We start from the raw sequence: 12,330 nt of genomic DNA, 5'->3' as shown, positions 1-12,330 counted from the left end.
TACGCGACATATTAAGCATGAGGAGAACTCTACAACCATGATGCGCATCCTGCTGTTCTTGGCCACTAACCTGGCGGTCGTGCTGATTGCCAGCATCACCCTGAGCCTTTTCGGCTTCAACGGGTTCATGGCGGCCAACGGGGTTGATCTGAACCTCAATCAGCTGCTGATTTTCTGTGCGGTCTTTGGTTTTGCCGGCTCGCTGTTCTCGCTGTTCATTTCCAAGTGGATGGCGAAGATGAGCACCAGCACCCAGGTCATCACCCAGCCACGTACCCGCCACGAGCAATGGCTGCTGCAAACCGTTGAGCAGTTGTCCCGCGAGGCAGGCATCAAGATGCCCGAGGTCGGGATCTTCCCGGCCTATGAAGCCAACGCCTTTGCCACCGGCTGGAACAAGAACGACGCGCTCGTTGCAGTGAGCCAGGGCATGCTGGAACGCTTCTCGTACGATGAAGTGAAGGCGGTACTGGCCCACGAGATCGGCCACGTGGCCAACGGTGACATGGTCACCCTGGCGCTGGTCCAGGGCGTGGTGAACACCTTCGTGATGTTCTTCGCGCGGATCATCGGCAACTTTGTCGACAAGGTGATCTTCAAGAACGAAGAAGGCCGTGGCATTGCCTATTTCGTGGCGACCATCTTCGCCGAAGTGGTGCTGGGCTTCCTGGCCAGCGCGATCGTGATGTGGTTCTCGCGCAAACGCGAATTCCGCGCAGACGAAGCGGGGGCCCGCCTGGCCGGTACCGGGGCGATGATCGCAGCCCTGCAACACCTGCGCTCCGAACAGGGCCTGCCGGTGCATATGCCGGACAGCCTGACCGCATTCGGCATCAACGGCGGTATCAAGCAGGGCCTGGCACGCATGTTCATGAGCCACCCGCCGCTGGAAGAGCGGATCGACGCACTGCGTCGTCGCGGCTGATAACCCGCAGTCACGCAAAAAGGGGCGATCTGATCGCCCCTTTTTTTGTGCGTGCGATTTACCCCTTGGTCAGGCGGTAGACACGCTCTTCAAGGCGCGTGACGCCGTCCTGAACGAACTTCCAGCTATCGCCCAGGATGTCCTGCTCCTCGAGGATGTCCAAGGTCCAATGTGCGCCCAACAATACTTTCACCTCTTCATCGGTGACCGCAAAGGGCGGGCCGGCCTTTTGCGTCTGATCGTAATCGAGGGTGATCAGCAGCCCCTTGCAGCCCGAACCCAGCAGGCGATTGAGATGCTCGGTGTATTGCGCCCGCATCAGCGGCGGCAGTGCAATCAACGCCGCGCGATCATAGAGCGCGCAGCAATCGGCCACGGCCTCAGCATCGAGGGCGAAGAAGTCGCCGCACCACACCTCGATCACATCAGCCTGATACACGCTGAACACGCCATGCTGGCTGATACGTGGCGTCAGCCCCTGCTCGCTGAAGAAGGCTTGCACCGCCTGCTCCGACAACTCCACCCCCAGCACGGGGTGCCCATGGCTGGCCAGCCACACCAGGTCCAGGCTTTTGCCACACAGCGGCACCAACACTTTTGCTCCATCCGCCAAGCCCAGTTGCGGCCAATGCCGTTGCAGATGTGGATTGACCTGCGGCAAGTGAAATCCGATCTGATTGCGCGCCCAGCGCTCCCGCCAAAATGTAGGCTCCATAAATCACCCTGAAAATTCGATCAAAAGGCGCTAAAACTTATATTAGATTTAGATCAATGATCTGATTGAAGATAGCGCCATATTAACGCTCAGGATCCCTCCTATGTTCCCCAGCCTATTTATCTCTCACGGTTCGCCCATGCTCGCCCTGCAACCGGGTGCCAGCGGCCCGGCCCTGCAGCGCCTGGCCGCTGAACTGCCACGGCCCAAGGCGATCGTGGTGGTGTCGGCGCATTGGGAGAGCCAGGAACTACTGGTCAGCGGCGGCGCCGCCCCCGAAACCTGGCATGACTTCGGCGGCTTCCCGCGCGAATTGTTCGCGGTCCAATACCCAGCGCCGGGCGATCCGCAACTGGCCGCCGAAATTGTCGAACTGTTGCATGCCGATGGCCTGAATGCCCGCATCGACGAGCATCGCCCGTTCGACCATGGCACATGGGTACCGTTGTCGCTGATGTACCCGGCGGCGGATATTCCAGTGGTACAGGTCTCCCTCCCCAGTCGCATGGGCCCTGCCCTGCAGACACGAGTCGGGCATGCTCTGGCCAGCCTGCGCGAACAAGGTGTGCTGCTGATCGGCTCCGGCAGCATCACCCACAACCTGGGTGAACTGAACTGGCACGCCGGCCCCGAGAGCATCGAACCGTGGGCGCGGGAGTTCCGCGATTGGGTGGTGGACAAGCTCGCTGCCAATGACGAAGCCGCGCTGCACGATTATCGCCGCCAGGCGCCCCATGCAGTGCGCAGCCATCCCAGCGATGAGCATTTGTTGCCCCTGTACTTCGCGCGGGGTGCCGGGGGGCCCTTCAGCGTGGCGCACCAAGGCTTCACCCTGGGGGCCCTGGGCATGGACATCTATCGTTTTGGCTGATGGAGATCTAAATGTGGGGGCCCACCCCTTTTCCACATGACATAAAAAATCCCCGAACCAGTCGGGGATTTTTTATGTGCGATCAATCAGCCCAAGGGCGGATCAATCTTCGCGGTAGCGACGCAGTTTGAGCTGCTTACCGGCAACGCGAGTGTCTTTCAGCTTGGTCAGCAGTTTTTCCAGACCGTCTTCCGGCAGTTCCACCAAGGAGAAGCTGTCACGGACCTGGATACGACCGATGGCTTCACGTGCCAGGCCACCCTCGTTGAGGATAGCGCCCAGCAGGTTCTTGGCCGCGATACCGTCACGCGCGCCCAGCGCGGTACGGCAACGAGCACGACCTTCAGCCAATGGGACCGGAGCACGACGCTCACGATCACCACGGTCTGGACGGTCGCCCGAACGCTCTGGACGATCACCGCGTGGCGCGCTGTTCGGAACCAGTGGACGTTCTTTCTCGATGGCTGCCAGGGTCAGGGCCTGACCGTTGGTGGCCTTGCGCAGCAGGGCTGCGGCCAGGGCACGCGGGGTGCAACCGATATCGGCGGTCAGGCGGTCCAGCAGGTCGCCGTGGGTCGACTCAGCGTCAGCCACCAGCGGCGCCAGGCTGTTGGTCAGTTTCTTGATGCGGGCATCGAGAACGGCCTGGGCATCCGGCAGGCGGACCTCGGCAACCTTCTGGCCGGTGACACGCTCGATCACTTGCAGCATGCGGCGCTCACGCGGAGTCACCAGCAGCAGTGCACGACCTTCGCGACCGGCACGGCCAGTACGGCCAATACGGTGAACGTAGGACTCTGGATCGTAAGGCATGTCAACGTTGAACACGTGGGTGATACGTGGAACGTCGAGGCCACGGGCAGCAACGTCGGTCGCCACAACGATGTCCAGACGGCCATCCTTGAGGGAGTCGATCACGCGCTCACGTTGGTTCTGGGCGATGTCACCGTTCAGCGCAGCGGCTTTGTAGCCTTTGGCTTCGAGGGCACTGGCCAGGTCCAGGGTCGCTTGCTTGGTGCGCACGAACATGATCAGGGCGTCGAAGTCTTCGACTTCCAGCAAGCTCAATACAGCCGAGGTCTTCTGGTCAGCGTGAACCAACAGGTGAGCCTGTTCGATCGCGGTAACGGTCTGGGTCTTGGTCTGGATCTTCACGTGTTGCGGATCGCGCAGATGGCGTTCGGCAATGGCACGGATCGACTGTGGCAGGGTGGCCGAGAACAGTACGGTCTGACGGGTCGGTGGCAGCGCCTTGAAGATGACTTCCAGGTCATCCATGAAGCCCAGCTTCAACATTTCGTCAGCTTCGTCCAGAACCAGGTGGTTCACGGTCGACAGGACTTTCTCGTCACGACGCAGGTGGTCACACAGGCGACCCGGGGTGGCGACAACGATCTGTGCGCCATTACGGATTGCTTTCAGTTGTGGGCCCATTGGCGCACCGCCATAGACGGCCACAACGGTAACGCCCGGCATTTGCTTGGCGTAGGTTTCAAAAGCGGTTGCTACTTGCAGCGCCAACTCACGAGTTGGCGCCAGGATCAGGGCTTGCGGTTCGCGCTTGGCAGGATCGATGCAGTGCAGGATAGGCAGGGCGAACGCGGCGGTTTTGCCGGTACCGGTTTGCGCCTGGCCAATCATGTCCTGGCCGGCCATGATGATCGGGATCGATTGCTGCTGAATCGCCGAAGGTTCTTCGTAGCCGGTCGCAATGACGGCAGCAAGAATGTTCGGGTTAAGATTAAAAGCGGCGAAGCCGCCGGTTTCCTGGGTCATGGGTCTGCCTCTAAGTGCATCCGCAAAGACCCATGCTCCAAAGCTGCGCATGCCGTGTTGAGACTCAAGAGTCGCCCTGGCTGCTTTGTCGGCGGGGATTTGCGAAAACGAATGAATGAAAAAGATTCGTCAAGGAAGAGTCCGCTGTGCGGACGTGCAGCCGAAGCTGACTTCGGGGAATTGCGCTACCTAAACGCGGCCCGGTTAAAGGCCGGCGCGCACTATACCGGAAATAGCTGAAAAAGGGAGCTTTTTTTATCGCCAAGCGCCGATAAACCGCACCGCGTCACAGCCTTTGCAGTTAAGTGCGGCAGGGTCTATTTTTCAAAGGCCCGGCCCTGTTGGCCAGAACACTTAAACGGTTCACCTCCCCCGTGAGACCTTTGGTCTGAAACCTTTCCCTGCGCCCGAGGGCACACCCGATGAATCAAGCCAGCAGCAGCCGCGTCAGCCGTGAACTCCGGGGCCATGTCCTGCTGTTAGGCCTGGACAGGGTAGCCAAGCGCAACGCCTTTGACCTGGATCTGCTCAATGAGCTGAGCCTGGCCTATGGCGAATTTGATCGAAACGATGAGGCTCGGGTGGCGGTGGTCTTTGCCCATGGCGACCACTTCACCGCCGGGCTGGACCTGGCCAATGTCAGCGGCGTGATGGCGGGGGGTTGGCAGCCCCCGCTGGGGGGCTGTGATCCGTGGGGGGTATTCGCCGGCCCCAGGGTCAGCAAACCGGTGATCGTCGCCGCACAGGGCTACTGCCTGACCATCGGTATCGAGTTGATGCTGGCAGCGGATATCAATCTCTGCGCCAGCAACACCCGCTTCGCGCAGATGGAAGTCCAGCGGGGGATCTTTCCCTTTGGCGGTGCGACGTTGCGCTTTCATCAGATCGCCGGCTGGGGTAACGCCATGCGCTGGCTGCTCACCGGCGATGAGTTCGACGCCCACGAAGCCCTGCGCCTGGGGTTGGTGCAAGAGGTCATGGCCAGCGAAGACCTGCTGCCCCGCGCCATTGAACTGGCCAGCCGTATTGCGCGCCAGGCACCGCTAGGCGTGCAGGCCACCTTGATGTCGGCACGCCTGGCGCGGATGGAAGGCGAAACCGTGGCGGCGGCTGCGTTACCGCCGATGGTGGATAAATTGCTGAACAGCGAGGATGCCAAAGAAGGCGTGCGGGCGATGGTCGAGAAGCGGCCGGGGGTGTTCAAAGGCATTTGAGTTGGTAGTAGCGACGCCATCGGGGGCAAGCCCCCTCCCACATTTGGAACTCATTTCAAATATGGGAGGGTGGTGTGACGATTCGGCTTGCCCCCGATGGCGTCGCTACAGACAACTACGTCGCGGGCCGAATCGCCTTGATCAATGGCTGCAACGAATACCCCAAGCGCGGCGCCAAGGCTTCGGCGCGGGCCGTCAGTGCGTCGATGTCCAATACCTGATCCAGCTCCGACGGCACCAGCAGGATCACATTGCCCTCCTTCACCGGCAGTTCCCAGTAATGCCGGTGATACAACCCACGCAGCAAGGCCGCACCCAGCGGCTTGCCATCGTCGGTGGCCCACTGGTTGATGACCAGCCAGCCGCCGGGGTTGAGTTTCTTCTGGCAGTTTTCCAGGAATGTCCAGGCCAGGTGCCCGACACCTGGACCGACATCGGTGTACAGGTCGACGAAAATCAGGTCTGCCGTTTCGGCAGTATCCAGCAACTCCAGGGCATCGCCGATACGGATGTACAAGCGCGGGTCATCGTCCAGCCCCAGGAACTCGATGGCCAGGCGCGGCACATCGGGGCGCAGCTCGATGGCTTCGACATCCTCCAGCGGCAGGAACCTGAGGCAGGCCTGGGTCAACGTACCGGCGCCCAAACCGAGGAACAACGCGCTCTCCGGCTGTTCATGGCACAACGCGCCAATCAGCATCGCGCGGGTGTAGTCGTACTCCAGCCAGCTCGGGTCGGCAGTGAACACACAGCTTTGCTCGATGGCATCGCCGAACTCGAGAAAACGGTAATCGGCCACTTCGAGCACACGGATCATGCCGAAATCATCATGGACTTCGGCCAGCAGGCGCTCGACACGCTCCTCGGTCATCACTACTCCTAAAAGGGTTTACCGCATGGCAAAGGCGCGATTGTCAGCCAACCGGCGGCAACAGGTCACGCACTAATTGCTGATAACATTGGCGTCCGACCGTCAATCAGCCAATCGAGTTCATGATGAGCCAACCCTGGAGCCCCGACAGCTGGCGCGCCCTGCCGATCCAGCAACAACCCCAGTACCCGGACGCTGCACACTTGCTGCAAGTGGAGCAGAACCTGGCCAGCTACCCGCCGCTGGTGTTCGCCGGGGAAGCCCGCGAGTTGCGCCGTCAGTTTGCCGAAGTGACCCAGGGTCGTGCATTCCTGCTGCAAGGCGGCGACTGCGCCGAGAGCTTCGCCGAGTTCTCCGCCGCGAAAATCCGCGACACCTTCAAGGTGCTGTTGCAGATGGCGATCGTGATGACCTTCGCCGCCGGTTGCCCGGTGGTGAAAGTCGGGCGCATGGCCGGCCAGTTCGCCAAGCCGCGCTCATCCAACGATGAAACCATCGACGGCATCACCCTGCCCGCCTACCGTGGCGATATCGTCAACGGCATCGGCTTCGACGAAAAAAGCCGTGTGCCGGACCCGGACCGCCTGCTGCAGTCCTACCACCAGTCCACCGCCACCCTCAACCTGCTGCGTGCATTTGCCCAGGGTGGGTTTGCCGACCTGCACCAGGTGCACAAGTGGAACCTGGACTTTATCGCCAACTCGGCCCTGGCCGAGAAGTACAGTCAGCTGGCGGACCGCATCGATGAAACGCTCGCGTTTATGCGCGCCTGCGGCATGGACAGTTCGCCGCAATTACGCGAAACCAGCTTCTTCACCGCCCACGAAGCCCTGCTGCTCAATTACGAACAAGCCTTTGTGCGCCGTGACAGCCTGACCAACGATTACTACGACTGCTCGGCCCATATGCTGTGGATCGGCGATCGCACCCGCCAGTTGGATGGCGCCCATGTCGAGTTCCTGCGCGGGGTCAACAACCCGATCGGGGTCAAGGTCGGCCCGAGCATGAACCCGGATGACCTGATCCGCTTGATCGACATCCTCAACCCAGACAACGACCCCGGCCGCCTGAACCTGATCGCGCGCATGGGTGCCAACAAGGTCGGTGACCACCTGCCTGCGCTGCTGCGTGCGGTGCAGCGCGAAGGCAAGCAGGTGCTGTGGAGCTCCGACCCGATGCACGGCAACACCATCAAGGCCAGCAGCGGTTACAAGACCCGCGATTTCGCGCAGATCCTGGGTGAGGTGAAGGAGTTCTTCCAAGTGCATGAAGCCGAAGGCACCTATGCCGGCGGGATTCATATCGAGATGACCGGACAGAATGTCACCGAATGCATCGGCGGCGCGCGGCCGATTACCGAGGATGGCTTGTCGGATCGCTACCACACCCACTGCGACCCACGGATGAATGCCGATCAGTCGCTGGAGCTGGCGTTCCTGATTGCCGAAACACTGAAACAGGTCAAACGCTAGTCAGTTAAGCAGACACGCTGTAACTGTGGCGAGCGGGCTTGCCCCGCGTTGGGGCGCGTAGCGGCCCTAAAACCAGTCTCCCGGTTCTACCAGAAGAAATGCGGTGGCCTTATTGGGGCGGCCTCGCAGCCCAACGCGGGGCAAGCCCGCTCGCCACAATCAAACCCGCTTGCCGCAACACGCTTGCTCACTAAAAAAGCCTGCTCACCACACAAGTGCCGTGCGCCTACAAGTGCAGCATGGCTATCCGCAACCGGGCGGCACTGGGCCGCTGGCAATTGAGCTGGAGGTGTTCCAGCCCCAGCCAGTCGGCCATTTGCCGCAGGTTCAGCGCCAACGCCTGCATCCCCTCCTCATCCAGCCCCGGCTCTTCCTCGTGCACCGCGTGCACGGCCAGGCGCCCATTGGCGCGTTCGGCACGCAGGTCGACTCGCGCGGCAATGCGCTCGTTGTGCAAGAACGGCAGCACGTAGTAGCCGTACACCCGCTTGTCCTGCGGGGTGTAGATCTCCAACCGATAACGGAAATCGAACAGCCGCTCGGTGCGACTACGCTCCCAGATCAGCGAATCGAACGGCGACAGCAATGCGCTGGCCGACACCTTGCGTGGCACCTTCGGCTCGGGCAGGCAATACGCCGGCTGCTTCCAACCTTGCACCCGACAGCTCAGTAATTGCCCGTCCTCCACCAGTTCAGCCAGGCGACTGCGACTGTCGGCAGGCTCCAGACGGAAGTAATCGCGCAGGTCTTTTTCAGTCCCGATGCCTAACGCGGTCGTGCTGTGCAATAACAAACCACGCTGGGCGTCGGCTTCACTCACCGAGGCTTGAAGCACCTCATCCGGAATCACCCGCTCCGGCAAATCATAGAGCCGCTCAAACCCGCGCCGGCCGGCAACGGTGACCAGGCCTGCGGCAAACAGCCATTCGAGCGCGTGCTTTTCATCACTCCAATCCCACCAGGGGCCGGCACGCTCTTCGCGGGTAGACAGGCTGCCAGCACCCAGGGCGCCCTGTTGCTCGACGATCTTCAGAACGCGCTGGATCGTGGCCTGCTGCTCACGCCCGAACCGCGCCATCTGCTGATAGATCCCCTGCCCCTGCTGCGCCCGTTGCATGCGCCAACGCATCAACGGGTACAACGCCATCGGCAGCAGCGAAGCTTCATGCCCCCAATACTCGAACAGCGAGCGCCGTCGCTCCTGGCTCCAGGCGGCCTGTTCAAGCAGCAAAGGGGAGTAAGTGCCCAAGCGGGAAAACAGCGGCAGGTAGTGGGAGCGCACCACGGCGTTCACCGAATCGATCTGCAACACACCGAGGCGCTCAATCACACGATTGAGGTGCGCGGCCCTGATCAGCGCAGGCGCCGGGCGCCCGGAAAATCCCTGGGCGGCCAGCGCCATGCGTCGAGCTTGCTTGAGGGAAAAGGACAGTTCAGCGGGCATGGACATCTCCTTGGGTGCTCGCGACCTACCCTACTGCATCCCAGGTCATTTTCGCAGCGGGTCTTCCCAGAAATGCCAGTGGCTTTCCCGCACCACGTCGGCACGACTAAGCCCGATATCCTTGAGCGCCGCGTCGCTCAACGTCGCCAACAGCTGACGCTCATGACGCAGCGTCTGCCAACGCACGAGCGTCTGCAACAGCCCGAAGAGCGGCCGCTTCGCCAGCCACACAAAACCTCTTTGACCTTTCATCTTCTCGCCCTCCCGTGGGGATGACGCGAGTGTGTACCTGGCCTTATGATCAATCCAACGAATGTTTCTTATGCAATACATCTCGGAGATTGATCAATTGTCCGGCTACCCCAGCATCGACACCGAAGTGCTACGCACCTTCGTCGCCATCGCCGACCTGGGCGGTTTTACCCGTGCAGGTGAACGAGTCAACCGCACCCAGTCGGCGGTGAGCATGCAGATGAAGCGCCTGGAAGAGGATGTGTTGCAGCGCAAGTTATTCGAGCGCGACGGTCGCCAGGTACGGCTGACGCCCGAAGGCCAGGTGCTGCTGGGGTATGCGCGGCGCATCCTGAAACTGCACAGCGAAGTGTTCAACACGTTGCGCGAGCCCCATATGGTCGGGCTGGTACGGATCGGCACACCAGATGACTACGTGATGCGTTTTCTACCTGGCATTCTCAAACAGTTTTCCAAGGCTTACCCACTGATCCAGATCGAGATGCACTGTGAGTCCTCAACGGTGCTGATGCAGCGACAGGACTTGGCGTTGACGGTGATCAGTCGCGAGCCGGGCAACGATCTCGGTGAGTTGTTGCGCACCGAGCGCATGGTGTGGGCGGCAGCGCCGTGCTTCTGCACGGACGAACACGACGCCTTGCCACTGGCCGTTTCTGGCGACGACTGCCTTTACACCCAGTGGGCCTGCGCAGCATTGGAGACGACCGGACGGGATTATCGCCTGGCCTATCACAGCTCCAACGGGGCGGCGATCCAGGCCGTGGTCAGCGCCGGCCTCGCGGCCATGGTCAGCATGGAAAGCCTGGTCACCGACGACCTGCGTGTGCTCGGCAGCGACGACGGCTTCCCCCCCTTGCCGTCGATGAACCTGCGCTTGTTGCGTAACCCGCTGATGGCCTCGCCCATCACCGATTGCCTGGCCGATTACATCGTCGAAGGTTTCAAACTTTAAAGGTCAGCATCACCGCGCACACCACCAGGAAGCCGCAGAACAACCCGCGCAATAACCGCTCCGGCAGCGCATGGGCGACTTTCACGCCCCAACTGATGCTGAGCAGGCCACCGACCGCCAGCGGGATGCCGATCATCCAGTCGACCTCATGGTGCCAGGCATAGGTGGCCAGGGTGACGCTCGTGCTCGGCAGCGCCAGGGCCAGGGACAACCCTTGGGCGACCACCTGAGTGGTGCCAAACACACTGGTCAGCACCGGCGTGGCAACCACTGCGCCGCCCACGCCAAACAAGCCGCCCATGGACCCGGAGACGGCACCCAACACCCCGAGCCATGGCCAGGAATAACGCATCTGCGCAGTCGGCGGTGCATTACGCGTGAACATGCGCACCAGGTTGTAGGCCGACAATGCCACCAGAAAGACAATAAAACCGATACGCATCGCGCCGGCATCCAGGCCCACCGCCCAGATCGAGCCCAGCCAGGCAAAGCTGAAACCCATCACACCCAGCGGCAATGCGTGGCGCAGCTCGATACGGTTACGCTGGTGATAGCGCCACAGGGCGAGCATCACGTTGGGCACCACCATCACCAGGGCAGTGCCTTGGGCAATCTGCTGATCCAGGCCGAACCATACGCCGAGCACCGGGATGGCAATCAGCCCGCCCCCGATGCCAAACAAACCGCCCATCGTGCCCAGGGCCGCGCCCAATACCAAGTACATCGCTAAATCCAACACCACTTGCCACTCCACAAATCCCAGGCCTTGCATGCTACGCAGTCGGCCCTGGCGCGGATACGCATAGCGACGCACAATGGCTGTGCCAATCTCGCACAAGCATTTGCCCATGAACCCCAATACCCTCACCGACCAACTGAGCCTGTTCCTCGATGTATTGGAGTCGGGTAGCTTCTCCGCGGCCGCACGCCGCCATCCACTGACGCCCTCGGCGGTGGCCAGGCGCATCGACAGCCTGGAAAATTCGGTGGGCAGCCGCTTGTTCCAGCGCAGCACCCATGCGGTGGTGCCGACACCGGCCGGCCTGGCCTTTGCCGAGCGGGCGCGGCGGATTGTCAGCGAGTTGCAACTGGCGCGAGCCGAAGCGGTCTCCCTGAGCCACGCGCCGGAAGGATTGATTCGCGTGGACGCCCCGGCGGCTTTCGGGCGACGGCATCTGGCACCGGTGATTGCAGACTTCCTGAATGTGTATCCGGGACTGGATGTGCACCTGCATTTGATCGACAGTTTTGTCGATATGCAGGGCGCGCATTTGGGCAAGGTCGACCTGATATTGCGCGCCGGGCATATCGTCGATACCCGGCTGATTGCCACGCCGCTCGCCAGTATCGTGCGCATCGCCTGTGCCAGCCCGGCCTACCTGAAAAGCCGCGGCACGCCGACTCATCCGCGGGAACTGAGCGAACACGACGGCCTGGACTGGGATGGCCTGGCGCCGATGTTTGCCTGGCGCTTCGAACTGGACGGGCGTCGCGCCACCTATCGCCCGCAACGTATCCGCATGAGCGCCAACAACGCTGAAGCCCTGCTGTCAGGGGCCCTCGCCGGGTTGGGTATCGCCCACCTGCCGACCTGGCTGGCCAGTGAATACCTGGTGCGTGGCGAATTGTTGCCACTGTTTTGTGAAAACGGCCTGCCCAGCCCGGAAACCACCGGGATCTATGCGCTGCGCCTGGAGCAACAGCCGAATGCACGCAGCCGGTTGTTGCTGGAATACCTGAAATCCCGTTTCAGCCCCGTGCCGCCCTGGGATCTGGCATTGCAAAGCGGACTGGCCTGACCGCTCGGCCAGAATTATCTGGCGCATTAAAGATTTGCC

The 12,330-nt window shown here is 61.6% G+C and carries 12 protein-coding genes; 6 read left to right on the top strand and 6 right to left on the bottom strand.

What is annotated here, in order from left to right; all coding sequences use genetic code 11:
- The first annotated feature begins 37 nt into the window (after window positions 1-37).
- Window positions 38-925: a protease HtpX gene (htpX, locus tag AB7933_RS10335; protein WP_024074236.1), complete on the top strand. Its 888-nt coding sequence runs from the start codon at window positions 38-40 to the stop codon at window positions 923-925.
- 58 nt (window positions 926-983) lie between these two features.
- Here the strand turns inward: htpX and AB7933_RS10330 are convergent, their stop codons facing one another.
- Window positions 984-1,640, bottom strand: coding sequence for a thiopurine S-methyltransferase (locus AB7933_RS10330; protein WP_024074235.1), 657 nt, complete (start codon window positions 1,638-1,640; stop codon window positions 984-986).
- 103 nt (window positions 1,641-1,743) lie between these two features.
- Between AB7933_RS10330 and AB7933_RS10325 the strand changes: the two genes are divergently transcribed.
- A complete protein-coding gene (locus AB7933_RS10325) occupies window positions 1,744-2,511 on the top strand; it encodes a DODA-type extradiol aromatic ring-opening family dioxygenase (RefSeq protein ID WP_024074234.1) in 768 nt (255 codons plus the stop codon).
- Between the two features lie 102 nt (window positions 2,512-2,613).
- Here the strand turns inward: AB7933_RS10325 and AB7933_RS10320 are convergent, their stop codons facing one another.
- A complete protein-coding gene (locus AB7933_RS10320) occupies window positions 2,614-4,287 on the bottom strand; it encodes a DEAD/DEAH box helicase (protein WP_024074233.1) in 1,674 nt (557 codons plus the stop codon).
- A 422-nt stretch (window positions 4,288-4,709) separates the two neighbouring features.
- Here AB7933_RS10320 and AB7933_RS10315 point away from each other — a divergent pair, with 422 nt between their 5' ends.
- Window positions 4,710-5,501 carry a crotonase/enoyl-CoA hydratase family protein gene (locus tag AB7933_RS10315; protein ID WP_024074232.1) on the top strand — a complete coding sequence of 264 codons (792 nt, stop codon included), beginning with the start codon at window positions 4,710-4,712 and terminating at the stop codon, window positions 5,499-5,501.
- Between the two features lie 115 nt (window positions 5,502-5,616).
- Here the strand turns inward: AB7933_RS10315 and AB7933_RS10310 are convergent, their stop codons facing one another.
- Complete coding sequence (locus tag AB7933_RS10310; protein WP_024074231.1) at window positions 5,617-6,372, bottom strand: spermidine synthase; 756 nt, start codon at window positions 6,370-6,372, stop codon at window positions 5,617-5,619.
- A gap of 125 nt (window positions 6,373-6,497) precedes the next feature.
- On the opposite strand from AB7933_RS10310, the gene AB7933_RS10305 reads away from it, so the two are divergent.
- Complete coding sequence (locus AB7933_RS10305) at window positions 6,498-7,844, top strand: class II 3-deoxy-7-phosphoheptulonate synthase (RefSeq protein ID WP_041160874.1); 1,347 nt, start codon at window positions 6,498-6,500, stop codon at window positions 7,842-7,844.
- Window positions 7,845-8,070: 226 nt separating this feature from the next.
- Here AB7933_RS10305 and AB7933_RS10300 read toward each other — a convergent pair whose 3' ends face one another.
- Window positions 8,071-9,288: a winged helix-turn-helix domain-containing protein gene (locus tag AB7933_RS10300; protein ID WP_024074229.1), complete on the bottom strand. Its 1,218-nt coding sequence runs from the start codon at window positions 9,286-9,288 to the stop codon at window positions 8,071-8,073.
- A 45-nt stretch (window positions 9,289-9,333) separates the two neighbouring features.
- Window positions 9,334-9,540 (bottom strand): DUF1127 domain-containing protein, encoded by a 207-nt coding sequence (locus AB7933_RS10295; protein ID WP_024074228.1) that lies wholly within the window; start codon window positions 9,538-9,540, stop codon window positions 9,334-9,336.
- Window positions 9,541-9,610: 70 nt separating this feature from the next.
- Here AB7933_RS10295 and AB7933_RS10290 point away from each other — a divergent pair, with 70 nt between their 5' ends.
- A complete protein-coding gene (locus AB7933_RS10290) occupies window positions 9,611-10,492 on the top strand; it encodes a LysR family transcriptional regulator (protein ID WP_024074227.1) in 882 nt (293 codons plus the stop codon).
- Here AB7933_RS10290 and AB7933_RS10285 read toward each other — a convergent pair.
- Window positions 10,482-11,231: a sulfite exporter TauE/SafE family protein gene (locus tag AB7933_RS10285; RefSeq protein ID WP_041161125.1), complete on the bottom strand. Its 750-nt coding sequence runs from the start codon at window positions 11,229-11,231 to the stop codon at window positions 10,482-10,484. The genes AB7933_RS10290 and AB7933_RS10285 overlap by 11 nt on opposite strands.
- 109 nt (window positions 11,232-11,340) lie before the next feature.
- Between AB7933_RS10285 and AB7933_RS10280 the strand changes: the two genes are divergently transcribed.
- The gene (locus AB7933_RS10280; protein ID WP_024074225.1) at window positions 11,341-12,291 is read left to right on the top strand and encodes a LysR family transcriptional regulator; all 951 of its coding nucleotides are present in this window, start codon (window positions 11,341-11,343) and stop codon (window positions 12,289-12,291) included.
- Window positions 12,292-12,330 lie beyond the last annotated feature (39 nt).

This window comes from Pseudomonas gorinensis (assembly GCF_042015035.1).
In the GTDB taxonomy this organism is placed as follows: domain Bacteria; phylum Pseudomonadota; class Gammaproteobacteria; order Pseudomonadales; family Pseudomonadaceae; genus Aquipseudomonas; species Aquipseudomonas gorinensis.
Note: the sequence above shows the minus strand (reverse complement) of the source record. Positions and strands in the feature narration are given on the sequence as shown.

What these genes read in the sequence shown, in the direction of transcription:
- htpX (WP_024074236.1), top strand. Translation starts at nt 38, where the DNA reads ATGATGCGCATCCTGCTGTTCTTGGCCACTAACCTGGCGGTCGTGCTG.
- AB7933_RS10330 (WP_024074235.1), bottom strand. Translation starts at nt 1,640, where the DNA reads ATGGAGCCTACATTTTGGCGGGAGCGCTGGGCGCGCAATCAGATCGGA.
- AB7933_RS10325 (WP_024074234.1), top strand. Translation starts at nt 1,744, where the DNA reads ATGTTCCCCAGCCTATTTATCTCTCACGGTTCGCCCATGCTCGCCCTG.
- AB7933_RS10320 (WP_024074233.1), bottom strand. Translation starts at nt 4,287, where the DNA reads ATGACCCAGGAAACCGGCGGCTTCGCCGCTTTTAATCTTAACCCGAAC.
- AB7933_RS10315 (WP_024074232.1), top strand. Translation starts at nt 4,710, where the DNA reads ATGAATCAAGCCAGCAGCAGCCGCGTCAGCCGTGAACTCCGGGGCCAT.
- AB7933_RS10310 (WP_024074231.1), bottom strand. Translation starts at nt 6,372, where the DNA reads ATGACCGAGGAGCGTGTCGAGCGCCTGCTGGCCGAAGTCCATGATGAT.
- AB7933_RS10305 (WP_041160874.1), top strand. Translation starts at nt 6,498, where the DNA reads ATGAGCCAACCCTGGAGCCCCGACAGCTGGCGCGCCCTGCCGATCCAG.
- AB7933_RS10300 (WP_024074229.1), bottom strand. Translation starts at nt 9,288, where the DNA reads ATGCCCGCTGAACTGTCCTTTTCCCTCAAGCAAGCTCGACGCATGGCG.
- AB7933_RS10295 (WP_024074228.1), bottom strand. Translation starts at nt 9,540, where the DNA reads ATGAAAGGTCAAAGAGGTTTTGTGTGGCTGGCGAAGCGGCCGCTCTTC.
- AB7933_RS10290 (WP_024074227.1), top strand. Translation starts at nt 9,611, where the DNA reads ATGCAATACATCTCGGAGATTGATCAATTGTCCGGCTACCCCAGCATC.
- AB7933_RS10280 (WP_024074225.1), top strand. Translation starts at nt 11,341, where the DNA reads ATGAACCCCAATACCCTCACCGACCAACTGAGCCTGTTCCTCGATGTA.